Source organism: Telluria sp. B2, assembly GCF_051789535.1.
GTDB lineage: Bacteria > Pseudomonadota > Gammaproteobacteria > Burkholderiales > Burkholderiaceae_D > Telluria.
Genome location: NZ_CP196525.1, coordinates 4,704,512 through 4,728,572 on the forward strand (window position 1 = coordinate 4,704,512; position 24,061 = coordinate 4,728,572).

The 24,061-nt window shown below is 66.1% G+C and carries 19 protein-coding genes and 1 pseudogene; 12 read left to right on the forward strand and 8 right to left on the reverse strand.

The annotated features are described in order from the left end of the window. Window positions 1-235: 235 nt before the first annotated feature. The 6 genes from ACSUZJ_RS20775 (at window position 236) to rpoH (ending at window position 6,156) form a co-directional block, all read left to right on the forward strand. Window positions 236-1,003, forward strand: a complete 768-nt coding sequence (locus ACSUZJ_RS20775; protein WP_499411351.1) for a DUF4261 domain-containing protein — start codon at window positions 236-238, stop codon at window positions 1,001-1,003. An 87-nt stretch (window positions 1,004-1,090) separates the two neighbouring features. Then, a complete protein-coding gene (locus ACSUZJ_RS20780; protein WP_499411353.1) occupies window positions 1,091-1,867 on the forward strand; it encodes an NYN domain-containing protein in 777 nt (258 codons plus the stop codon). 161 nt (window positions 1,868-2,028) lie between these two features. Then, window positions 2,029-3,150, forward strand: a complete 1,122-nt coding sequence (gene ftsY, locus ACSUZJ_RS20785; protein ID WP_499411355.1) for a signal recognition particle-docking protein FtsY — start codon at window positions 2,029-2,031, stop codon at window positions 3,148-3,150. A gap of 6 nt (window positions 3,151-3,156) precedes the next feature. Beyond that, complete coding sequence (locus ACSUZJ_RS20790) at window positions 3,157-3,858, forward strand: cell division ATP-binding protein FtsE (RefSeq protein WP_499411357.1); 702 nt, start codon at window positions 3,157-3,159, stop codon at window positions 3,856-3,858. After that, a complete protein-coding gene (ftsX, locus tag ACSUZJ_RS20795; protein WP_499411359.1) occupies window positions 3,855-4,784 on the forward strand; it encodes a permease-like cell division protein FtsX in 930 nt (309 codons plus the stop codon). Before ACSUZJ_RS20790 ends, ftsX begins: the two co-directional genes overlap by 4 nt. A 481-nt stretch (window positions 4,785-5,265) precedes the next feature. Further along, window positions 5,266-6,156 (forward strand): RNA polymerase sigma factor RpoH, encoded by an 891-nt coding sequence (gene rpoH, locus ACSUZJ_RS20800; protein ID WP_499411361.1) that lies wholly within the window; start codon window positions 5,266-5,268, stop codon window positions 6,154-6,156. A 977-nt stretch (window positions 6,157-7,133) separates the two neighbouring features. On the opposite strand, the gene pstS is transcribed toward rpoH, so the two are convergent. Further along, the gene (gene pstS / locus ACSUZJ_RS20805) at window positions 7,134-8,177 is read right to left on the reverse strand and encodes a phosphate ABC transporter substrate-binding protein PstS (RefSeq protein ID WP_499411363.1); all 1,044 of its coding nucleotides are present in this window, start codon (window positions 8,175-8,177) and stop codon (window positions 7,134-7,136) included. 146 nt (window positions 8,178-8,323) lie between these two features. On the opposite strand from pstS, the gene ACSUZJ_RS20810 reads away from it, so the two are divergent. Beyond that, complete coding sequence (locus ACSUZJ_RS20810; protein WP_499411365.1) at window positions 8,324-8,710, forward strand: hypothetical protein; 387 nt, start codon at window positions 8,324-8,326, stop codon at window positions 8,708-8,710. 39 nt (window positions 8,711-8,749) lie between these two features. Beyond that, window positions 8,750-10,513 carry a gamma-glutamyltransferase gene (gene ggt, locus ACSUZJ_RS20815; RefSeq protein WP_499411367.1) on the forward strand — a complete coding sequence of 588 codons (1,764 nt, stop codon included), beginning with the start codon at window positions 8,750-8,752 and terminating at the stop codon, window positions 10,511-10,513. Between the two features lie 15 nt (window positions 10,514-10,528). On the opposite strand, the gene ACSUZJ_RS20820 is transcribed toward ggt, so the two are convergent. From ACSUZJ_RS20820 to ACSUZJ_RS20850, 7 genes are all read right to left on the reverse strand, one after another. Next, entirely contained in the window at window positions 10,529-11,956 is a 1,428-nt protein-coding gene (locus tag ACSUZJ_RS20820; protein ID WP_499411369.1) for a hypothetical protein, read from the reverse strand. Continuing rightward, the gene (locus tag ACSUZJ_RS20825) at window positions 11,953-12,825 is read right to left on the reverse strand and encodes an ABC transporter ATP-binding protein (RefSeq protein WP_499411371.1); all 873 of its coding nucleotides are present in this window, start codon (window positions 12,823-12,825) and stop codon (window positions 11,953-11,955) included. The genes ACSUZJ_RS20820 and ACSUZJ_RS20825 overlap by 4 nt, the downstream gene beginning before the upstream one ends. Further along, complete coding sequence (locus tag ACSUZJ_RS20830; protein ID WP_499411373.1) at window positions 12,822-13,220, reverse strand: GntR family transcriptional regulator; 399 nt, start codon at window positions 13,218-13,220, stop codon at window positions 12,822-12,824. Before ACSUZJ_RS20830 ends, ACSUZJ_RS20825 begins: the two co-directional genes overlap by 4 nt. Before the next feature lie 386 nt (window positions 13,221-13,606). After that, the gene (locus ACSUZJ_RS20835) at window positions 13,607-15,583 is read right to left on the reverse strand and encodes a peptidase U32 family protein (RefSeq protein ID WP_499411375.1); all 1,977 of its coding nucleotides are present in this window, start codon (window positions 15,581-15,583) and stop codon (window positions 13,607-13,609) included. Between the two features lie 278 nt (window positions 15,584-15,861). Continuing rightward, window positions 15,862-17,010, reverse strand: a complete 1,149-nt coding sequence (locus ACSUZJ_RS20840) for a glutathione-independent formaldehyde dehydrogenase (RefSeq protein ID WP_499411377.1) — start codon at window positions 17,008-17,010, stop codon at window positions 15,862-15,864. 298 nt (window positions 17,011-17,308) lie between these two features. Next, window positions 17,309-18,298 carry an acrylyl-CoA reductase (NADPH) gene (gene acuI / locus ACSUZJ_RS20845; RefSeq protein ID WP_499411379.1) on the reverse strand — a complete coding sequence of 330 codons (990 nt, stop codon included), beginning with the start codon at window positions 18,296-18,298 and terminating at the stop codon, window positions 17,309-17,311. Window positions 18,299-18,427: 129 nt separating this feature from the next. Next, on the reverse strand, window positions 18,428-21,226 hold the full coding sequence (locus tag ACSUZJ_RS20850; RefSeq protein WP_499411381.1) for an EAL domain-containing protein: 2,799 nt from the start codon (window positions 21,224-21,226) through the stop codon (window positions 18,428-18,430). A gap of 328 nt (window positions 21,227-21,554) precedes the next feature. Between ACSUZJ_RS20850 and ACSUZJ_RS20855 the strand changes: the two genes are divergently transcribed. From ACSUZJ_RS20855 to ACSUZJ_RS20870, 4 genes and pseudogenes are all read left to right on the forward strand, one after another. Further along, window positions 21,555-21,749 (forward strand): DUF1059 domain-containing protein, encoded by a 195-nt coding sequence (locus ACSUZJ_RS20855; protein ID WP_499411383.1) that lies wholly within the window; start codon window positions 21,555-21,557, stop codon window positions 21,747-21,749. 377 nt (window positions 21,750-22,126) lie between these two features. Next, window positions 22,127-22,462: pseudogene (locus tag ACSUZJ_RS20860) on the forward strand (L-dopachrome tautomerase-related protein); the annotation flags it as partial. 83 nt (window positions 22,463-22,545) lie between these two features. Continuing rightward, a complete protein-coding gene (locus ACSUZJ_RS20865; RefSeq protein ID WP_499416682.1) occupies window positions 22,546-23,058 on the forward strand; it encodes an L-dopachrome tautomerase-related protein in 513 nt (170 codons plus the stop codon). Between the two features lie 140 nt (window positions 23,059-23,198). Beyond that, window positions 23,199-24,032, forward strand: a complete 834-nt coding sequence (locus tag ACSUZJ_RS20870) for an aldo/keto reductase (RefSeq protein ID WP_499411385.1) — start codon at window positions 23,199-23,201, stop codon at window positions 24,030-24,032. Window positions 24,033-24,061 lie beyond the last annotated feature (29 nt).

A 24,061-nucleotide genomic window follows, 5' to 3' on the forward strand; every position in this document is an offset into this window, starting at 1 on the left:
TACTTGGGGAACGCAGCCAGGAGATGCTCTGTTCGCCTGAAACGGGCGCCGATGGGGGAGCGACCGGAACTCAAGGCAGACGCGAACAGGATGTTCGGCACGCGACTGCTCCGGTGGGACCACGCGGCGACAGCCGGGCCAGGCGCCGTCCGATCGCGCGCAAGGAAGCTCATCGGATAGGTTATGCTCTCATCGACCAGCTTCGATGCTGTGCACGACCAAGAGAAGACGCACCGTGATCACTACGCCAGAATTAGTCTTGTGCATACCCGGCCCCTGGACCAGCCGCGAGGAGCTCGTACGCAGCGTCGCCGCAAGCGATGCCGGCTACCTGTTCGCCGGCCACATCCTGATGGAGATGGCGACCCGGTTCGGCTGCGAACTGGTGTTCGAGCATGCCGACCCGCGCCTGGCGGATGCCTTCAAGGCGGCGGGTCCCCACTGGGCCGGTTCGGAGGCGATGGACGCCATCGCCGGTCACGCGAGCGTCGTCTACCTGGTCGGCTCCGGCGGCGCGCGCGAGGCCGCCGAAGCGATGATGCGCGCCGGCGCGGCCCTGGTCGAGGCGGGCGGCCTGGGCGTGAAGGTGGAGAGCACCGGCATCGCCCACGGCCCAGCCTACTGGCTCGACCTGTGCGACCAGCTGGCCATGCTCACCGCCCACCGCGCCCTCGTGGTCTACCTGACCGGCCAGGAGGTCTATTCCTGCGGCATGCACAACTTCGGCCTGCCGGATGCGATCGTCAGCCCGGCCGGCGGCGACAAGGGCGCGGCCGCCGAGCTGCTGCGCACGTTTACCCACTACCTGTTCGCCCAGGCGCCGGTGTTCGAGGACGGGCATACCTTCTCGGTCAGCGAAGGCGCGCCCGTGTACCGGGTGCGCGCCGTGGCGGCGATCGACTACGGCCCCGACTCCCTGTTCAACAACCCCTACGGATGCTGGCGGCTCGAACCCGTGCTGCCGGAGAAGAAGGCGGCCTGGTGGAGCAAGCTGAGGCATTGAGACGCTGCCTTTCCGCACAAAATATTCCCTCAGGGTAACAAAACTGGCCTATCATCTGGCGCTATCAAAGCCGAATGAGAGCGACAGATGCCACAGCCTGTTTCACCATCCGCGCGCATTGCGGTCCTGGCCGATTGCGACAATTCCTCGCCCGAGGCGCTGGCGTTTGCGCTGAGCCTGGCTCCCGCGCAGTCGCGCATCGTGCTGCGCCAGGGGTATGGCAACGACTTCACGATGGAACAGCCACGCTGGCGCGATGCCCTGAACCGGCTGGCCTTTACTCCGCTTCACCAGTTCGGCACCGGCAAGAACGCGGCCGACATCGCGCTGGCGCTCGACGCGCTGGAACTGCTGATCGACAACCGCGCCGACACCTTTTATCTGCTGACCAGCGACGCCGACTTTACTGCCCTGTGCCGCAAGCTGCGTGTCCGCGGCGCTTCCGTCGTCATCGTCGGCCAGGCGAAAACGCCGGCGATGCTGCGCGACGCCTGCGACGCCTTCCACGAATTCGTGCCGGCGACGGCTGCGGCGGCGGAGCAGGCAATACCGGTCCCGGCTGTACAGACAGAGACGAAGGAACTGCTCGAATCGATTGCGCTTGCGTCGCTGCGCGAGGAATCCAACCAGCAATTAATCCAGGCAGTCGCCTTGCTGGCGAAAGACAGCAAGAGCGGCTGGGTGGGGATGGGTGCGCTCGGCCATCACATGAGCACGGCCTATCCGGCGTTCTCGGCCAAGAAATGTAAACACACCGGTCTCGCCGCGATGGTCAAATCGCTTCCGGAACACCTGTCCGTGCAAAGAATGGATGGGGGCGACTGGGTGCGGCCCGCGACAAAGAAGAGCCCGCGGCCTGCATGAGGGCCCTCCGCCATGGCGCGCCAAGGCAGCAGCGGCACGACGCACGGCCCGGCTCTTGCCGATTCGTCAGTACTGTGCTCTGGTAAAATACCCGCGACCCTTTTCGTCGTGCCGGTATCCCATTCCGGCATGTGCATGCAGCAGCCGCCACCACTCAACCCATGTTTAGTTTCTTTAAGAGAAAAAAAGCCGCCCCCGAAACGCCGGCGCCGGTCGAAGCTGTCGAGCAGGCGGCGACGCCGGTCCTGCCCGTCCCTACCGCTCCCGCCCCCGCCGCTCCCGCGCCTGCTCCCGCAGCGGCGCCAGCCCCTGTCCCGGCCCTGAGCGCCGAGCCTGAACTCGTCATCGAGGAAACGGCCGAACGCCCCACCACCGAAGCCGAGAAGAAGAAATCCTGGATGGCGCGCCTGAAGGCGGGCCTGTCCAAGACCTCGAGCAACCTGTCGCTGCTGTTCGTCGGCGCGCGCATCGACGAAGACCTGTACGAGGAACTCGAATCCGCGCTGCTGATGTCGGACGCCGGCATGGACGCCACCGAGCACCTGCTGAACAACCTGCGCCGCAAGGTCAAGGAAGACAAGCTGCTCGACGCCGCCGCCGTCAAGGCCGCCCTGAAAGCGCTGATGATCGAGATGCTCAAGCCGCTGGAAAAGCCGCTGGAGCTGGGCCGCCACGAGCCGCTGGTGATGATGATCTCGGGCGTGAACGGCGCCGGCAAGACCACCACCATCGGCAAGCTCGCCAAGCACATGCAGCGCGAGGAGCAGTCGGTGCTGCTGGCCGCCGGCGACACCTTCCGCGCCGCCGCGCGCGAGCAGCTGATGGTCTGGGGCCAGCGCAACAACGTCACCGTGATCTCCCAGGCCTCGGGCGACCCGGCCGCCGTGGCCTTCGATGCGGTCCAGTCGGGCAAGGCGCGCGGCGTCGACGTCGTCATGGTCGACACCGCCGGCCGCCTGCCGACCCAGCTGCACCTGATGGAAGAACTCAAGAAGATCAAGCGCGTGATCGGCAAGGGCATGGATGGCGCCCCGCACGAGACCCTGCTCGTCATCGACGGCAACACCGGCCAGAACGCCCTGGCCCAGGTGAAGGCCTTCGACGACGCCCTGCAGCTCACCGGGCTGATCATCACCAAGCTGGACGGCACCGCCAAGGGCGGCGTGCTGGCCGCGATCGCGCGTACGCGCCCGGTGCCGGTGTACTTCATCGGCGTCGGCGAAAAGCTGGACGACCTGCAGCCCTTCAATGCAGAAGAGTTTGTCGAAGCGCTGCTGGGATAAAGGCCGATGATCGAATTCCACAACGTATCGAAGAAATACTCGGTCGACGCCACCGCCCTGCGCGACGTCACCCTGAACATCGACAAGGGCGAACTGGTCTACCTGGCCGGCCCTTCGGGCGCCGGCAAATCGACGCTGATGAAGATGGTCGCGGCGGTCGAACGCCCGAGCAGCGGCCGCGTGGTCGTGTTCGGCCAGGACATCGGCAAGATCAGGAAAGCCGGCATTCCCTTCCTGCGCCGTAACCTCGGCCTGATCTTCCAGCACCAGCGCCTGCTGAACGACCGCAACATCCTCGCCAACACCATGCTGCCCCTGCTGGTGACCGGCGCGCCGAAGGCCCAGGCCGAGCAGCGCGCCCGCGCCGCCCTCGACAAGGTCGGGCTGCTCGAGCGCGCGAAGGCCCATCCGCTGGAACTGTCCGGCGGCGAGCAGCAGCGCGTGGCGATCGCGCGCGCCATCGTCAACCGCCCGCAGATCATCCTGGCCGACGAGCCCACCGCGAATCTCGACCGCGTGGCGGCCGACAAGGTGATCGACGCCCTGCGCGCCTTCAACGCCGTCGGCGTGACCTGCGTGATCTCGACCCACGACGAGCAGGTGCTCGACCAGGCGGGACGCGTGATCCGCCTGGAGCACGGCCAGCTGGTGTCGGGCGGCATGGCCGGCGCCGCCGGCATGGCCGACGCGACCGGAGGTGCGGCATGAGCCCGTGGTTCCGCCAGCACCGCTTCGCGCTCGGCGCGGCGCTCTCCACCGTGCGCAAGGCGCCGGGCAGCTTCCTGTTCAACGTGCTGGTGATCGCGGTCGCGCTGACCCTGCCCTTCGCCGGCATCACCCTGCTCGAGAACGTGCGCCCGATGTCCGAGCAGCTCTCGGTCGATCCCGAGGTCAGCCTGTTCGTGCAGCCGGAGGCGACGCGCGAGGAAGCCCGCGCGATCGAGCCGCAGCTGCGCCAGATCCTGGAAGGCATGGGAGACAACAAGGCCAGCATCAGCTTCATTCCGCGCGAGCGGGCGCTGGAAGACCTGAAGGCGCGCAGCGGCCTGTCCGATGCGCTCGACACGCTGGGCGACAATCCCCTGCCCGACAGCTATGTGATGAAGCTGGCCGGTTCCTCGAACACGGCCGACGCCGCCCGTATCGACGCCGTGGTCGAGCAGCTGCACCAGCTGCCGCACGTCGACACCGTGCAGGTCGACTCGGCCTGGGTCAAGCGCCTGGCCGCGCTGATGGACGTGCTGCGCCTGGCGCTGCTGCTGCTGGCGGTCACGCTGGGCGTGGTGGTGATCGCGGTGGTGTTCAATACCATCCGCCTGCAGGTGCTGACCCAGCGCGAGGAAATCGCGGTATCGAAGCTGCTGGGCGCGACCGACAACTTCATCCACCGCCCCTTCTACTACACCGGCGCCCTGTTCGGCCTGTGCGCCGGCGCGCTGGCCCTGGCGGGCGTGGCGCTGGCCCTGCGGCCGCTGAACACGGCGATCGCCGAGTTCGCGCGCCTGTACGCGTCGGAATTCCAGCTGGCTTTCCTGGGGCCACTGGAGCTGGCCGCCCTGCTCGCGATCAGCGCCGGCCTCGGCCTGATCGGGGCCATGCTGTCGGTGCAACGTCACCTGGCGCGCCTGAACTGAGCGCGCGCTCCTGACTGTCCTTCTCCGGGCGGGCCCATGGGTCCGCCCGCGTCGTTTTCCAGCCCTCCCATGCTTCCGGCTTGTGCGTCTACTTCCCTCGCCGAAGTAGGAATTTGCCTCGCCATGCCCCGAACTCGGTGCTTCGTGCGCCAACTAACAGAAACGGGCTTTCGACCGCCCTTAGTCTGTGGCCTAACGCGACCCACAAGAGGTAAGTACTTGAGATAGCTCAATAAATCTGCGCCGTTTCACTCTACAGTAAAGCGGGCATGATTAATGCTTATAAGCAATACTTTGACGAGACTTAAACGACCCTGGCATACGGGGGCGTCGCTAGCACTCACCCCTAGAGAGTGCTAATATATGACTCAAGTGAATGTAAATGGGTTCGCTGGCATCCGGAATCAAGCCGAAAAAATCGGCAGCGGGAATTGTCCCGTTGCGCGAGATGCAGCACAAATTACTTACGAGGGAAAACATAATGTCCGCACAATCCGCATTGGTTCCAACCGGCAGCCGTGCTCTGGGACTTGGCTTCACTGGCAATCTCGGTAACATCGACGCGTATATCTCCGCGGTGAACCGGCTGCCGATGCTGTCCCACGAGGAAGAAGTCTCGCTGGCAAAGCGGCTGCGGGAAAAGAATGATCTCGACGCCGCGCAGAAACTGGTGCTCTCGCACCTGCGCCTGGTGGTGTCGATCGCGCGCGGCTACCTGGGCTACGGCCTGCCGCACGCCGACCTGATCCAGGAAGGCAACATCGGCCTGATGAAGGCCGTGAAGCGTTTCGACCCGAACCAGGGCGTGCGCCTGGTGTCGTACGCGATGCACTGGATCAAGGCCGAGATGCACGAGTACATCCTGAAGAACTGGCGCCTGGTGAAGGTCGCGACGACCAAGGCCCAGCGCAAGCTGTTCTTCAACCTGCGCAGCAACAAGCAGGGCCTGGACGCGATGTCGCCGGGCCAGGTCGACGACCTGGCGAAGCTGCTGGGCGTCAAGCGCGAGGAAGTGATCGAGATGGAAACCCGCCTCTCGGGCCGCGACATCGCCCTGGAAGCGCCGACCGACGACGAGGACGACAAGTTCTCGCCGATCGCCTACCTGTCCTCGGACCAGCAGGAACCGACCAAGGTGCTGGAAGCCGAGCAGGTCACGCGCCTGCAGTCCGAAGGCCTGGAGACGGCGCTGGGCAAGCTCGACCCGCGTTCGCGCCGCATCGTCGAAGCGCGCTGGCTGGCCAACGACGACGGCTCGGGCGCCACGCTGCACACCCTGGCCGAGGAATTCGGCGTGTCGGCCGAGCGCATCCGCCAGATCGAATCGGCGGCGTTGAAGAAGATGAAGGGCGCGCTGGCGGCGTACGTGTAAGCCGGCGGCAGCATCATGTGAAAACGGCGGTCCAGCGATGGGCCGCCGTTTTTTATTTCTTGATGTCGCTCGCGGCGACGGGTCTGTTTTTCGTAGGGTGGGCACCTGTGCCCACGCTGTCTCACCAGTTGATCGGCGGCGCCTCGTGAACTCGCCGAGATTTTCGTAGGCTGGGTTCTTGAACCCACGCGGTACGACGCATGATCACCGTTTGCCACGAGCTCGTGCGGCACCGCATATCGACCGATGAGACCGCGTGGGCTCGAGAGCCCACCCTACGAGATCAGCGGCTAGATCATATGGCGCCACAGAGCGGCTGATGCGACTGTTTTTCGTAGGGTGGGCACCTGTGCCCACGCTGTCTCACCAGTTGATCGGCGGCGCCTCGTGAACTCGCCGAGATTTTCGTAGGCTGGGTTCTTGAACCCACGCCGTACGACGCATGATCACCGTTGGCGGCGAGCTCGTGCGGTGCCGCATATCGACCGATGAGACCGCGTGGGCTCGAGAGCCCACCCTACGAGATCAGCGGCTAGATCATATGGCGCCACAGAGCGGCTGATGAGACTGTTTTTCGTAGGGTGGGCACCTGTACCCACGCTGTCTCACCAGTTGATCGGCGGCGCCTCGTGAACTCGCCGAGATTTTCGTAGGCTGGGTTCTTGAACCCACGCCGTACGACGCATGATCACCGTTGGCGGCGAGCTCGTGCGGTGCCGCATATCGACCGGTGAGACCGCGTGGACACAGGTGTCCACCCTACAAAAGCACTGCAGCGGTGAAGCAACGTTTGCGGCGATATCATACGGCGCCGCAAATCGATCAGTGAAACCGCGTGGGTTCAAGAACCCACCCTACGGCCGACCACCACGAAAAAACGGCGGCCCCATCCCTGGAGCCGCCGTGAACCTGGCCGCAAGTCACCAGCGGCCAGCCCGACGCGGGGTTGTTGAGGCCCCGTCCTGTGATCGATCCGATCAGTAGATCGCGTTGCCCGACGCGTCCTTCAGCTGGGCTTTCCACGCGCCCTGGACCAGCTTGACGACCGACGGCGGCATCGGCACGTAGTCCAGTTCGGCGGCGGCAGCGGCGCCGTTCTTGAAGGCGTAGTCGAAGAACTTCACGACTTCCTTGCCTTTGGTGGCGTCGGCCTGGGTCTTGTGCATCAGGATGTAGGACACGCCCGTGATCGGCCAGCTGTTCTTGCCGGCGGTGTCGGTCAGGATCACGGCGAAGCCCGGGGTCTTGGTCCACTCGGCGCTGGCGGCGGCGGCCTTGAAGTTCTCGTCGTCCGGCTGCAGGAACTGGCCGTCCTTGTTCTTCAGCTGGGTGTGCGACAGCTTGTTCTTCTTGGCGTAGGCCCACTCGACGTAGCCGATCGAGCCCTTGATGCGCTGCACGTTGGCGGCGACGCCTTCGTTGCCCTTGCCGCCCACGCCCACGGCCCACTTCACCGAGGTGCCGGCGCCGACCTTCTGCTGGAAGTCCGGGTTCACCTTCGACAGGTAGTCGGTGAACAGGAAGGAGGTGCCCGAGCTGTCGGCGCGGTGCACGACGGTGATGTCGGCGGCAGGCAGGTTCACGCCAGGATTGAGGGCGCTGATCTCGGCGGCGTTCCACCTGGTGATCTTGCCCAGGTAGATGTCGGCCAGGACCGGGCCGGTCAGCTTCAGCTGGCCCGGGCTCACGCCCTCGACGTTGACGACGGCGACCACGCCGCCCATGATGGCCGGGAACTGCATCAGGCCGGCTTCTTCCAGCTCGGCTGCCTTCAGCGGCATGTCCGACGCGCCGAAGTCGACGGTCTTGGCCTTGATCTGCTTGATGCCCGCGCCCGAGCCGACCGACTGGTAGTTCATGCCAACGCCGGTGGCGGCCTTGTAGCTTTCCGCCCACTTGGCGTAGATCGGGTACGGGAAGGTTGCGCCCGCGCCGGTCACGTCGGCAGCGAAAGCCGAGGACATCACCATCGCGGCAGCAGCGCCGGCGATCATCGTTTTGAACATGTGCTTGATTTTCATATTGTCGTAACTCGGGGTTGGTTAAGTGACGAGCGAAAGTCTAGCCAGCGAATGTGACCGCTGTATGACCGACAATGAGCTGACAATGAACGCCGTGGCATGGGCGTTTTTGCTAAGATCGGGCGGTCGAACCGCCCGGATGCCCGATGCGCCACCTGCTCGCCCTGCCCTTCGCCTGCCTCATGCTGACCGCCTGCGCCGCACCATCGGGGCCGACGGCGCGCGCCTTCACGCTGGTCCCCGGCGGCAGCGTCCAGGCCGCGCCCGGCGTGACGCTGCGCTTCGAGGAGGCCGAGGACAGCCGCTGCCCGCCGGGCGTGCGCTGCGTCTGGGCCGGCAAGCTGGACTGCCGCTTCAGCCTGCTGCGCGAAGGCGCGGCGCCCGAGTCCTTCGTGCTCTCGCCGGGCGCCCCCGGTCACGCGTCAAGCCTGCTCGGCGGCGCGCGCCTCATGCTCGACGAAGCTTCCCTTCCCGCCCCGGCCCCGCAGGGCGCCGTTGCCAACCATCGCGTCACGGTGAAGGTGCTGCCGTGACCTTCCGTTCACCTTCGCCCTCACCCTGACACCGTATCCATGAGCAGATCCGTCCTCGCCCTGACACTCACCTTCTCCATCATCCTGCACGCGCCGCTGGCAAGCGCGAAGACGCCGGTGGCCACCGGCAGCGGCGGCGCCGTCGCCACCATCAGCGAACAGGCATCAACATCGGCGCTGACCATCCTGAACAAGGGCGGCAACGCCATCGACGCCGCCGTGGCGGCGGCCGCGACCCTGGGCGTGACCGATCCCTTCAGCTGCGGCATCGGCGGCGGCGGCTTCATGGTCATCTACCTGGCAAAGGACAAGCGCGTGATCACGATCGACCACCGCGAAATGGCGCCCGCCGCCTTCACGCCGGCGGTCTTCCTCGATAACGGCAAGGAGATCGATTTCGAGAAGGCGGTCGCAAGCGGCGCGGCGGTCGGCGTGCCCGGCACCGTGCGCGGCTGGCACGAGGCGCTGGAACGCTATGGCACCATGGGCTTCAAACAGGTGCTGGCCCCGGCCATCGATGTCGCCAGCAAGGGCTTCACGGTCAATGAAACTTTCTTTCATTTAACGCGCGAAAATGAAAGAAAATTTCAGCAATTCGCGACCACCAGCGCGCTCTACCTGCGCAACGGCAAGGCGGTCACGCCCGGCACCCTGCTGCGCAATCCGGACATGGCCAAGGCCTACCGCGAGATCGCCGCGCGCGGCTACAAGGCCTTTTATGCAGGACCGATGGCGCGCGCCATCGTCGACGCCGTCAACCGGCCGCCTGTGACAGCCGGCGCCAGCGTGCGTCCGGGCCGCATGACCCTGGCGGACCTCGCCAACTACGAGGCGCGCATCCGCCAGCCGGTCGTCAGCAGCTACCGCGGCTACGACATCTACGGCATGCCCCTGCCGAGCAGCGGCGGCGTGGCGGTGGCCGAGGCGCTGAACATCCTCGAAGGCTACGACCTGAAGTCCATGCCGCGCGCGAACGCCGAGCACCTCTACCTGGAAGCGAGCCGGCTCGCCTTTGCCGACCGCGATGCCTATCTCGCCGATCCGGAATATGTCGACGCGCCGATCGCCGGCCTGCTCTCGAAGGAATTCGCGGCGCAGCGCCGCGCGCTGATCGATCCGCAACGCGCCGCGGCGCCGAAGGTGGCGGCCGGCGATCCCTACGCCTTCCAGCAGGACCCGAGCATCCCGCTGCGTCCGCAACTGCAGCCGCAGCAGCGCCCGCTGCAGAAGGAAAGCGCCCACACCACCCACCTGACGGTCTCGGACAAGGACGGCAACGTGGTGTCCTACACCTTCACCATCGAATCCTGGGGCGGCAGCGGGATCGTGGTGCCGGGCTATGGCTTCCTGCTGAATAACGAGATGACCGACTTCGATTTTTCCGGTCCACGCCCGAACGTGCCGGAAGCGGGCAAGCGCCCGCGCAGCAGCATGGCGCCGACCATCGTGCTCAAGGACGGCAAGCCCGCCTTCACCATCGGCAGCCCGGGCGGCTCGACCATCATCACGACCGTGCTGCAGACCATCGTCAACCACGTCGACTTCGGCATGCCCATGAACGAGGCGATCGATGCGCCGCGCCTGTCCGAGCGCAACGGCGCGTCGACCTCGGTCGAGCCGGGCTTTGCCGGCAGCGCCCAGGCGAAGGCGCTGCAGGCTTTCGGCCACAAGTGGGAAGAGCCGGCCGAGGAGATCGGCGCGGCGAACGCCATCGTGTTCAATCCCGACGGCACGGTGACGGCAGTCAGCGAAGGCCGCCGTCACGGCGTCGGCACGGCGCTGGTGCAGCGCCGCGGGCACTGAGTCGGAGCCGAACCGTCAGGCCAGGCGGCCGACCGGGAAGGCATAGGGCGCGGTCGCGGCGCGGCTCAACCCGCGAGCGACAAGGGCGGCGGCGACGGCGATGCTGACCAGCGCCGCTCCAGCCGTCAGCGGCAGGCCGACAGCGCGCTGGGCCGCCATGGCGAGGCCGAAGCTGATCCCGAGTGACAGTGCGAAGCCGCACAGCAGGCGCCAGCCGAGCAGGCCGCTGCGGCGTGCATGGTCGCGCAGGTTGGCGGCCACGAGCGGCAAGGTCAGGCAGCAGATGCAGGCCTGCATGAACAGATTGGCTGCCGAGGCGCCGGTCATCACGCCCAGGCCCAGCACGGCTCCCGCCAGCATGACCCACTCGAGCAGCGCCGCACGCAGCAGCGTATCGGCCAGCTTGCGGTTGAAATCCGGTGCGCCGGCCGGCATCGGCGGGACCAGCCGGATCAGGGCCTGTTCGGCTGCGGTGTCCTTCAGGCGCACACTTCGGAGCTCGCTGCCGAACAGCGGCATCAGCAGCAAGGGTAAGGCGAACAACCAGCCGATCGCCGTGATCATGTCGTTCGTCTCGGCGCTGCCGAACAGGCGAAATCCGACCAGCGCAATGGCCACCGTCGCGCCAACGATCGCAAGCGTCAGCAGGCGATTGAGCCAGTGGGTCGACGAGCCGAGCAGGTGGCCGAGCAGCCTGCCGACGTCGCGCGCTTCGCAATCGCGGCGCAGCGCCCTGGCGTAGATCGACGCGCCGAGATTGTGCTGCTTGCGCTCCCTGAACTGCCCATCGGCCGAGAGGCGTTCGATCTGCAGCTTCTGCGCCTCGCGCGCCGCATAGTGGCGCTCGCCACCGTTCATGTACATCGCCTGCAGGGCGAACGCGCCGAATGCCAGCATCAGGAGTGTGGCGGCGACGAGGCCGGTGCCGCCCTTGACCTGGTCGATCAGGCCGGGAGGCAGGCTGTCATGGAAGACGACGAGCATCCAGGCCGCGAACTGGACCCATGCGCCGACGCGGTGACCGCTCTGCCCTAGACCGTATGCCGCGAGCCAGGTACCGGTGCCCAGGAAAACGAGCGCAGGCGACAGGCGCGTGTCGAGCGACATCAGCGTGGCCGAGCCGAGCGCGGTCAGCCAGACCAGTATCGTCAACTCGATCAGCAGGCGGCGCAGGCGCGGCACCAGGCGCGCGGTGAAGGGTGAGTTCAGCTTGACCGCGCCGGGGACGAAGTACAGCATCCACCCACCCAGCAGGCCGCCGAGCGCCACGCGCAGCGCGAAGCCGGCCGTGAGTATCCAATCCCCTTCTTTCATCTGGGCCAGCGCCGCCACCAGGACGGTGCCGATGGCGGTCAGTCCCAGCACGATCATGCTGGCACGCGGGTGGCGGGTGCTGAGCGCCATGCGCCACACCAGCCAGTAGTCCTTCAGCAGCGCGTTCATTGGGTCACCTCGATGAACAGGTCTTCCAGGCTGAGCGGCTCGACGCGTACGCCCGCTTCCTTGCGGAGGCCCTCGAGCGCGCCGGCGCCGTGGGTGACCACGCTGACTGTGCCATCAAGCGCGCGCTGGCGCCGCAGTTCCCCCGCCAGCGGTTTACCGTCAAGCAGCGCCGCCGGCCCCACCACGCGGCGCGCGCCTTCGAGCAGCTCGTCGAGCCGGCCCTGCAGGGCAATCTTCCCGTCGCGCAGGAAAGCGAGATCCAGTGCGACGCGTTCCAGGTCCGACAGGATGTGGGTCGAGAACACCACCGTGGTGCCGCGCTCGATCACGCCGTCGATCAGCTCGCGCAGGAAATCGCGCCGGCCGACCGGATCGAGGCTTGATACCGGTTCGTCCAGCACCAGCAGTTCCGGATCGTGGGCCAGCGCGCGGATGATGGACAGGCGCTGCTGCTCGCCGCCGGAGAGCTTGCTGATCGCCTTGTTCTGCATCAGCTTGTCGAAGCCCCAGCGTTCCAGCAGGGCATCGACCTTGGCCGCGTTCCAGCGCGGGTACAGCGCCTGGAAGTAGCCGAGCATCTGGCGCGGCGTCATCCACTCGAACAGGTCGGATTTCTGCGGCACGTAGCCGATGCGCGCGCGGGTGGCGTCGGACAGGCGCGCCACGTCTTCGCCGTAGATGCGGACCGAGCCAGCATCAAGTTCGCGCAGGCCGAGCAGGCATTCGAGCAGGGTCGACTTGCCGGCGCCGTTGCGGCCCAGGAGGCCGATCACCTGCCCCGGCATCACCTGCCAGTCGAGCTTGTCCAATACCGTGGCGCTGCCGAAATGCTTGCTGATCGAACTGCTCTGGATGATCGGTGTAGTCATGCTTGTTCCTTCAGGATCTGGGTAAAGAGGGAAACAACGGTGTCGGGATCGAGTTCGAGCTGGCGCGCCTCGAGGGCGGCGCGTTCCAGGGTCGGGCGCAGCAGTGCGGCGCGCTCAAGCGCGCTCTGGCCGCCGCCGGCGCGTTCGGCCACCTCCATGCCGAGCCCGCGGCGGCGCGCCAGCACCCCTTCCATCTCGAGCAGGCTGTAGGCCTTGGAGACGGTCATCGGGTTCAGGGCCAGCGCCTGGGCCAGCTCGCGCACGGAGGGCATGCCGTCGCCCGGCGCCATCTGGCCGGCCGCGACCAGGCGCTTCACCTGCTCGACGAGCTGGCGATAGATCGGCTCGGGCGACCCGGTGGAAATCGAGAACAGGTGGGCGGAATGGGTGGTCATGGTGTCTACTGTATTAGTTGATTAATACAGTAGACGACAATATTGAACATGTCAACAAGAAATGTTGACTGGAAGGCGGAAACTGAAGATGCGGTCCTGGTTGCCATGAGATGCGCAAAAAACGTAGGGTAGGCACTGTGTAGTGCCGGCATTTAGCCGGCCCTACTGCCCACGCGTTACGCACGTGGCCGACAGTCACGGACGGTGAGATATCGCCCGCAAAGCGTGCAATGAATCGAGAACCCGGCCGAGCTTGACGTTAGCGGGCGACATGCCCCTGCCAACGCAGAAGGGAAACGCACGTAACGCGTGGGCACAGCGTGCCCACCCTACGGGACTCGGTAACTCGGCGCGTGACGCCGCGCAGAAGCGCCGCTTACGGCACCTTACCCAGGCCGCCGCCGATGGAAGGTCAGCGGGCTCACCGAACCATACGGCACGGCGGACGGTGGCGGCGAGTGTAAAATGCCGGGCTTCATGGCGCCGACGACGTGCATCTCGCAGGGCTTGCAGTCGAAGCGCAGCGTGTAGGTGTCCTCGCCCGTGCTCAAGGTCATCGGCTCGGCCTTTACCTGCCCTTGCACGCCCTGCACGCCCTTGGCCTGTTTCGGGCACAGGTTGAAGGAGAAGCGCAGGCAGTGCTTGGTGATCATCAGCGACACCTCGCCCGCCTCTTCGTGCGCTTCATAGGCCGCGTCGATCAGGCCCACACCATGCTTGTGGTAGAACGCGCGCGCCTTCTCGTTGTAGACGTTGGCGAGATACGACAGCTGGGTCGCCGGATAGACCGCGGGCGGCTCCACCGGCGCCTTGCGCTCCGGGCGCTCCCATGCGGCCAATCGAGCCGCCTCGTGCGCCGCCACGGCGTCGCGCCGCAGGGCATTGATGGCGGCGGCGGGCACGAACCAGGGCTGCGACAGCGCCAATGCGATGCCATCGGCTTCGAACATCGTGTTGCCCAGCTTGGTCAGGCTGGTGCGCAGCGCCGCGTCGGCCTGGTCAAGGTTATGCGCCGGCTGTAGCGCCAGCTGCGCGGTCGTGACCGTCTCGATGCCGTCCTCGTCGCGCAAGCGCAGAGCAAGGCCGCCATCGACTTCCGACAGGGTCAGGTGCAGCGCGACCTTGCGGTCGGCCGAGCGCTTACTCAGCGCCGCTTCCCACTGGTGGTCGCGGTTGCGGTGGACCTGCGTGCCCGGCTTCAGGCCCGGCAAGGCGCTGACGGGTTCATTAGGGAAGACGCGCCAGCGCTGGCCTTCCTCGCTCTCGCCCAGCTTCTGCACGGTGTTCACCTGGACGCCGACGCTGGTGCGCTTGTTCATGTAGTTCAGGCCGTCGCCGTTGGCCAGGGCCACGTCGGTCATCATCTCGAAGTGGTCCGCGCCGACCTTGCTGACGGCGCCCACTTCCACGCCCAGGTACTTCGGCGAATCGAAGGCGCCGATGTCGTCCTGGCGGCCTTGCGCGAAATAGTCGGTGTGGCCGCGGTTGAAGTTCTTGTCGACGTCCGGCGTGAAGAAGATCTGCGTGTGGCCGCTGGCGGCGCGCACGAAGCCAGCGCGCCGTTCCAGGATCTCGTCGAGCAGCAGGCGGTAGTGGGCCGTGATGTTCTTCACGTAGCCCATGTCCTTGTAGCGCCCTTCGATCTTGAACGAGCGGATGCCGGCGTCGATCAGCGCTTCCAGGTTGCGGCTCTGGTCGTTGTCCTTCATCGACAGCAGGTGCTTGTCGTAGGCCACGACCCCACCCTTGCTGTCCGTTAGCGTGTAAGGCAGCCGGCAGGCCTGGGAACAGTCGCCGCGGTTGGCGCTGCGGCCGGTGTCCGCGTGCGAGATATAGCACTGGCCGGAGAACGCGACGCACAGGGCGCCATGGATGAAGTATTCGAGCGGCGTATCCACCTCGGCGCGGATCTTGCGGATCTGCGCGATCGTCAGCTCGCGCGCCAGCACCAGCTGGGAGAAGCCGACGTCGCCCAGGAACTTCGCCTTCTCCACGGTGCGGATGTCGCACTGGGTGCTGGCATGCAGCTGGATCGGCGGCAGGTCGATTTCGAGCAGCCCCATGTCCTGGACGATCAGGGCATCGACGCCCGCCTCGTACAGCTGCCAGACCTGCTTGCGCGCCAGATCGAGCTCGGCGTCGTGCATGATCGTGTTCATCGTCACGAAGATGCGCGCGCGGTAGCGGTGGGCGAACTGTACCAGGCTGGCGATATCTTCGAGGGAATTGCTGGCGTTGTGGCGGGCGCCGAACGCGGGGCCGCCGATATAGACGGCATCGGCGCCATGCAGGATGGCCTCGCGGCCGATCTCGGCGGTTTTCGCAGGCGACAGCAGTTCGAGCTGGTGCTCAAGTAGAGACATGGCGCATTCCTCTTGGACGAAGGCGCAAATTATAGCTTTGCAGGCATCGCGTGTCATGGTTGCCGGAGCCGGACAAGGTGCAGGCAATTCCCGGGCGCCTGGGAGCGAAACGAAAAACCGGGGCGCGTATTCCCGGTTTTTTCTCAACGCCGACGAACCACGACGACAGGTGTGGGGTCAGCGCCGCCATCGGGTCGTCGAAGGCGCTGGCCGCTGGCGTTTTCGCCGATGGCCTGCGTGTTCCACCGGCGTGACGGCAGGGAGCCGTCAGTAAATATTCAAGAACCAGGATGCAATATCACCTTGGTCCAACCGTGCTCGCGCGCGTCGAAGTGCTTGTAGGCGTCGGGTGCCTGGTCCAGTTTCAGCTCATGGGACACGATGAACGAGGGCTTGGCGCGGCCGGCGTGGACCAGGTCGCGCAGTTGCCGGTTGTAGGCCTTGACGGGGCACTGGCCGGTGGCGACGCGCTGCCCCTTGAGCCAGAGCATGCCCCAGTCGAGCGCGATCTTCCCCTCTTTCTCCAGCGCGTCCGGACCGTTCGGGTCCTGCGGAACGAACACGCCGACCACCCCGATTCCGCCGGTGAACTTGACGGAGTTGACCAGGTTGTTCATCGTGAGGTTGGGACGCTCCTGGCGGTGATGATGGTGGTCGTGACACTGGTAGCCGACGCATTCGCACCCCACGTCCGCGCCCCGCCCATGGGTCAGGTCCATGACCCGCTGCACCGGGTCTTCTTTCGAATAATCGATCGCGATCGCGCCGATCGACTCGGCCAGCTTGAGCCGGTCCGAATGGCAGTCGACTACCATCACGCTGCAGGCCCCCTTGATCATCGCGGAGTGGGCGGCCATCAGGCCCACCGGCCCGGCGCCGTAGATGACCACCGCGTCCCCGGGCTTCATGCCGGCCAGCTCGGTCGCATGCCAGCCGGTCGGGAAGATGTCGGCCAACATCACGTAGTCGGACTGTTTTTCCTCGGCGTCCGGCGGCAGCTTCAGGCACATGAAGTCGGCCCAGGGCACGCGCAGGAATTCGGCCTGGCCGCCCTGCCATGGCCCCATGTCGGCAAAGCCGAAGGCGCCGCCGGCCATGCCCGGCTCGTTCGCCTTCAGGCAGTAGTTGGTCAGGCCGCGTTCGCAGTTCTTGCAGTGGCCACAGCTCACATTGAAAGGCAGGCACACCCAGTCCCCGGGCTTGAGCCGCTCGACCGCCGGCCCGACCTCCATGACCACGCCAAGGTTCTCGTGGCCGAAGACGCGGCCCTGCTCGAAATCGGTGCGGCCCTCGTACATGTGCAGGTCCGAGCCGCAAATGTTGGTGCTGGTAATCTTGACGATGGCATCTGTCGGACGTTCAATCTTGGGATCCGGCACGTCTTCGACAGCTACCTGGTTGGGTCCTCGATAGACAACAGCTTTCATATTCTGCTCCAGTGAACCGCCGGGATGGAGCCCTGCCCTGCGTGACAGGACGCGGCGCGTCGTCCGGCAGTTGTTGATGAAACCCGCAGCAAGGGCCCGCAGGCTCTCTACCACCGCGGGAGCATCATCGAGCCACCGCGGGAGTATCCATCCACAGAACGCGGATCGCTCAATCACAAGGGAGCTGTCACCTAATTTTTTTACATCGATTTGTCCATTTGAATAGCTCGCATGACGTCCTGCCCCGCGACATTGCTTGCGCTGAAGACCATGCGGCCCCTGCCCTGGTTTGCTTTACTCATGCATTGACGTTCACCACCAGTCGGCCACGCACCTTGCCGGCGAGCAGTGCCGGCGCTTGGTCGAGCGCCTGCGCCAATCCGATTTCCTGCGTAATCGTCGCCAGTTTGCCGGCGTCCAGTTCGTTCGCCAGCCGCTCCCATGCCGCCACCCGTTTCGGCAAGGGGGCCATTACACTGTCGATGCCGATCAGCCTGACGCTGCGCAGGATGAATGGCGCAACGGACGCCGGAAAATCCATCCCCTGGGCCAGTCCGCATGCCGCGACGGCGCCGCCGTAACGGGTCTGGGCGACCGCGTTGGCCAGCGTGTGCGAGCCGACGGAATCGACCACCCCGGCCCAGCGTTCCTTCTGCAGCGGCTTGCCCGGCGCGGACAGCGCGGCGCGGTCGATGACCTCGGCCGCGCCGAGGGACTTGAGGTAATCGGCCTCGGCCAGCTTGCCGGTGGACGCGACCACGCGGTAGCCCAGGCCGGCGAGGATCGCGATCGCAATGCTGCCGACGCCGCCCGACGCGCCGGTGACCAGGATCTCGCCGCTGTTCCTGTCGATGCCCTGCTCTTGCAGGGCCATCGCGCACAACATCGCGGTGTAGCCCGCCGTCCCGATCGCCATCGCGGTCCTGGCCGACATGCCCGGCGGCCGTGGGATCAGCCACGCGCCTTTCAGCCTGGCGCGCTGCGCCAGGCAACCCCAGTGCGATTCGCCGACACCCCAGCCGTTCAGGATGAACGCGTCGCCCGCCTTCCAGTCCGGATGTGACGACGCAATGACCTCGCCCGCGCCATCGATGCCGGGCACCATCGGCCAGCTGCGCACGACAGGCGCCTTGCCGGTGATGGCCAGGCCATCCTTGTAGTTGATCGTCGAATAGTCGACGCGCACCGTCACATCGCCGTCGGCTGGCAATTGCGCGTCGTCGAGCTGGGCAAGCTGGGCGGTGGTGGCGCCGTCATCATTCTTGTCGAGCAGGATTGCCTTGAACATGCTGGATCTCCAAAAAAGTGCGTGGGCGGAAGGCGAGAGCAAGGAAAGTCCGGATGAGCCTGGATCAACACGATACTACACTGCTGCAGTGCCGGTGCGGTAGCGGCGCGGTGCCGCACAGCCAGCGTCTCAGAATTGCTCCGCCGTCACCGGCCGCCCGAACAGGTAACCCTGGAACGCGCGGCATCCGTGCATGGCGAGAAAGTTGCGCTGGTCGGCCGTTTCGACGCCTTCCGCGATCACGTCCAGTCCCAGCGTGTGGCCCAGCCCAAGAATCGTGCGCGCGATCGCGGCGTCGTTCGGGTCGGTGAGTACGTCGCGCACGAAAGACTGGTCGATCTTGAGCTGGTCGAGCGGAAGACGCTTCAGGTAGGTGAGCGAGGAATACCCCGTGCCAAAGTCATCGAGCGCGAACCCGATGCCCTTCGCCTTGAGCGCGTACATGGTGTCGATCGTATTCTCGACATTCGCCACCAGCAGGCTCTCGGTCAGCTCGAGCTTGATCCGCCGTGGATCCGCGCCGGTGCGCTCGATGACCTGCAGTACCTGGTCCACGAAGGCCTGCTGGCGGAACTGGCGCGCGCTCACATTGACGGCCATCGTCAGGTGCGCGGTTTCCGGCCGGCTGCCCCAGGAGGCGAGCTGGCGGCATGCGGCTTCCAGGACCCACTCGCCCAACTGCAGGATCAGCCCGGTCTCTTCGGCCAGCGGAATGAACACGGAGGGCGACACCTGCTGGCGGCTCGGGCGCTGCCAGCGCAGCAGCGCCTCGGCCCCCACGGTGTGGCCGTTGCTGTCGGTCTGGCGCTGGTAATGCAGGGTGAATCCGCGGGTTTGCAGGCTGCGGCGCAGGTCGGCCTCCAGCTCGACGCGCGCATTGATCACTGTCTGCATGTGCAGGTCGAAGAACCGGATCGTATGCCGGCCGGCCGCCTTGGCCTGGTACATCGCCAGGTCTGCGCGCTTGAGCAGTTCGTCGATGTCCTTGATGTCCCTGTCGAACAGGGCCACGCCGATGCTCGGGCTCGAGTGGTGCTGGTGCCCATCGAGCTGGAACGGCTCATTGAATGCCCCGAGCAATTTTTCCGCCACCCGCTCGGCCTGGGCTGCCGCCTCTTCCGGGTTCGCGCTCAGGTCCTCCAGCACGATGACGAATTCGTCCCCGCCGTGCCGTGCCACCGTGTCGCTGCCGCGCGGCACCCGCGCTTCGAGCCGCCGCGCGACCTGCTGCAGCAGCTGGTCACCCTTGTCGTGCCCCAGCGTATCGTTCAGGGTCTTGAAGTTATCCAGGTCGATGAAGAGCAGCGCGCCGCCATGGCCGTCGCGCTTGGTCGCCGCGACCGCGTGCCGCAGGCGGTCCAGCAGCAGGCGCCGGTTCGGCAGGCGCGTCAGGGGATCGAAGAAGACCAGGCTCAGGATCGCGTGCTCGTCCTGCTTGCGCTGCGTGATGTCGGTTTCGATCTCCAGCACCGCTTGCGGCTGGCCGTCGCCGCCGCGCACCAGGGTCAGGTGCGATTCGACCGGCACCGGGCGGCCATCCTTGCGCCGCTTGGTAATTTCGCCGCGCCACTCGCCCTTGCGCAAGACCTGGTGATAGGCCCGTTCCAGGTCCTCCTTGTCCAGCATCGGAAGCTCGTCCCTGGTCCTGCCGATGACCTCCTCAGCGGTCCAGCCGAACAGGCGTTCGGCGCCCTGGTTCCAGTAGGTGATCCGCAAATCGGTGCCCGATACCGAGATCGCATCGTGGGCCTTGTCCAGGAGCGATGCCAGCAGCCGGTTGCGTGCTTCGACCTCGCGGCGCCCGGCCTCGGCCTGCTTCTGCGCGGTGATGTCGAGTATCGAACCGATCACGTTGAGCGTTGCACCTTCGGCGTTGCGCCGGAACACGCCCTGGTCCCGTACGGTGGCGTAGGAGCCGTTCCCGCGCAGGAAGCGGTATTCCGCGCCCCAGGTTTCCCGCCCGCCATGCATGGCCGCATACAATCCGCCGACGACGCGCTCGCGGTCTTCCGGCGCGATCCGCGACGCCCAGTCGTCGATGCCGTCCTTGAAGGCGTCCGCGCTGTAGCCGAAGACCGATTGCACGCCCTCGCTCCACCAGAGGCGGTCGTGAGGGACATCCCAGTCCCAGATGATGTCGCTGGTCACTCCGGCCACCATCATGAACCGTTCGGCGGCCTCGCGTTCTATTTCCTGCAGTCGCTTGCGCTCGCTAATTTCGGTGGTATAGGTGGCCAGGCCTTCGTCCGTGGGGAAGATGCGCACGTCCTTCCATGCCTGCAGCGGGGCATAGTATTCCTCGAACGCGACCGCCTGCCGGTGCTCCATCGCGAATTCGTACTGTGCCCCGAAGTGCGTCCCTACCAGGTCCGGGTACTCGTCCCACAGTACCTTGCCGAGCAGCTCATGGCGCGGGCGCCGCAGCAGGCGCTCGGCTGCTTCGTTCAGGTAGGTAAAGCGCCATTGCCTGTCCAGCGTGTAGAACGTGTCGGCCATGGCCTCCAGCGTTCCCAGGAGCTTGCGCGACATCGCCTGCAAGGCTTCGGTCGACTGGCGTGTCTCGGTGATGTCTTGCAAGGTGCCTGCCAGCATCAGCTGGCCGGATTCGTCGCGGTAGGGCACGCCATGCACGCGCACATGCCGTACCGTACCGTCCGGCCAGACGATACGGTGTTCGAGCTCGGTCTGGCGTGGCTGCTGCCGGTTTTCCCGGATCGCGGCCACCACCGCGTGCCGGTCGTCCGGATGAATCAGTGCCAGCAAAGTCTCGATCCTGCCGTCGAAGCCGCTGTCGTCGACTCCCATGATGCGGCAGGTCTCGGCGGACCAGACCAGCCTTTCGGCGGGCGGGTGGAATTCCCAGGTGCCGACGTGACCAATGGCCTGGACCTCGGCCAGCTGCCATGCGATCAGCTGCTGGCGGTTCAAGACGCCAGGCCGTTCGCCGCTTGCTGATCCGTTGTGTCCCGTCATGCCGTCGCTCCGCCATCTGCGGCCGATCGGCCGCGCGTATTGTCGCGCTGTCATCCCTCGCAGCTGGTGTCGTGCATAGTGAAAGCGGCAAGCTGTAAGACGGGCACTGGAGAGCTAAGTTCCGCTTTTGTTTTCAGAAAGCAGGAAGGAAAAGGCCAGGAAGGATAAAAGGGAGATACGCAGGCGTGCCGGTTGGCCGCCCCCAGGTTCGCTTGAACCTGGGGGGAGCGTGCCTATACTTCGATGCAGGTACCGATCAAAACCTGGCAAGCAGGAGCGCATCATGGCACGCAAATACATCGATTGCCGCGAGATCCCCAGCACGACCAACTGCAGCGTGACGATCGCGGCCGACAGCGAACAGGAATTGCTGAACGTGGCGGTCCAGCACGCCGTGGCGCAGCACGGTCACCAGGACACCCCGGAGTTGCGCAGGCAGCTGACGCAGGCGATGCGCGAAGGCGCGCCGCCTCCCTAGCCGGTGCGGACATGCCACCTTGCCGACCCTTGTTCGCCCGGATCGGGATGGGCGCCTGCGTGGACGCAGCGTGTCTCGCGCCAGAATCAAATCCATGCAGCCCAGGCTGTTGTTTCCAGAAAGGAAGAGTCATGCGAATCACACCCATGTTTCTGGCACTCGTCTTTGCAGGCGCCGGCTTGTCTGCCGGGTCGGCCCCGGCACAAACGCAGACGGCAGGCGCGGACCAGCCGGCGCATCGCCGGACCGATACGGTGCTGCAGCAGGCGGCCCAGTTCGAACACCAGGTCACCGGCGTGACCGTCAGCGAACGGGGCCGGCTCTTCGTCAACTTTCCACGCTGGACGGAAGACTCGCCCGTATCGGTGGCCGAAGTCATGAAGGATGGGAGCCTGCGGCCTTATCCGGACGAGCGATGGAATGCCTGGCGCAACGTACGGCGCGATGAGCTCGATCCAGCGGCTCACTGGGTGTGCGTGCAGAGCGTGGTGGCCGACGGCCGCGGCAGCGTATGGGTCGTCGATCCCGCGGCCCCCGCCGTGGACGGCATCGTGCCCGGGGGACCGAAGCTGGTGCGCATCGATCTCGCCACCGACCGGGTGGTCCAGGTGATCCGCTTCGGCCAGGATGTCGCGATCCCCGGTTCCTACCTGAACGACGTGCGCTTCTCGAACGACGGCAAATATGCCTATCTGACCGACGCCGGGCAGCGCGGCGCCCTGGTCGTGGTCGACCTGGCCAGCGGCCAGGCGCGCCGGGTGCTGGACGGCCATCCCTCGACCCAGCCGGAAAAGGCGTGGTCGTGCGCACCGACGGCAAACCGCTGCGCTATCCGGACGGACGTCCGGTGCTCTTCGCCGCCGACAGCATCGCCCTGTCGTCCGACGGCGCCTGGCTGTACTGGAAGGCGCTCACCGGCAACACCCTGTACCGCATCCAGACCACGGCGCTCACGCGAAGAGGCCTGGCCGGAGAGGACGTCTCCAGCCAGGTCCAGTCCTACGGCAAGGTCGGGCCCACGGACGGCTTGTGGATCAGTCGCCGCGCGGATACCGGCAGCGATACCCTGTACCTCACCTCCATCGAGGACAACGCCATCAAGGCGCGCGACCTGGCCCAGGGCCCGGCCGGCGGCCTGCGCACGGTGCTGCAGGATCCGAGGCTGCGCTGGCCCGACACCTTCAGCCAGGGCCCGGACGGCAGCCTCTACGTGACCACCTCGCGCATCCAGGACTCGGCCTTCTTCAACCGGGATGCGCCGCTGGCCCTGCCGACCCAGCTGTGGCGCCTGCCTCGGCCACGCCAGTAATATCGCTGCCTGGACGTTCACCCGCGCGTCAAGCCCATCTGCGTAACAGTAGTATCGCAGGAGAGCGCCCATGCGCGACACGATGCGTTGCGCATGGGCGCGGCCCGGTTGTGGCGGGCCCGAACACGACAGGAGCAATCATGCGCAACACGCAACTACCGTCCGGAGAGCAGCTGCCCGTGCTCGGCCTGGGCACCTGGCACATGGGCGAACGTCCGGCCAAGCGCCAGGACGAGCTCGATGCGATACGGTCCGCCATCGACCACGGAATGAAACTCATCGACACCGCGGAAATGTATGGCAACGGCGCCGCCGAGGAACTGGTCGGCGAGGCGCTCGGCGGCCGCAGGAACGATGCCTTCATCGTCAGCAAGGTGCTTCCCCACCATGCGACGCGGCGTGGAACGGTCACGGCCTGCGAGAACAGCCTGCGCCGGCTTGGCACCGATTACCTTGACATGTACCTGCTGCACTGGCCTGGCGCGGTGCCGCTCGACGAGACGCTGGAGGCCTTCGAGGCACTGCTGCGTGCGGGGAAAATCCGTTACTGGGGCGTCAGCAATTTCGACACGCCGGACATGGAAGAACTGCTCGCCCTGGCTGGAGGGAATGCAGTGGCGGCCAACCAGGTGCTGTACAACCTGGTGCGGCGCGGCATCGAGTTCGACCTGACGCCCTGGTGCCGGCAGCGCAAGCTCCCCATCATGGCCTACTCCCCACTCGAGCAGGGCCGCCTGCTCGGCGATCCCGAGCTGCTGCGCCTTGCCGCGGAATATTCCGCCACGCCCGCACAGATCGCCTTGCGCTGGGTGCTGCGCGACGACCTGACGATCGCGCTGCCGAAGGCCGGCACGCCCGCCCACGTCAGGCAGCTTCGCAGCGCGCTCGACCTGCCGCTGTCGGCGCAGGACCTGGCCGCGCTCGATCGTGCCTTCCCGCCTCCGCAACGGAAGGTGCCGCTGGAAGTGATCTGACAGTGAGCTGACCCCGGCGCCGTGGCGGC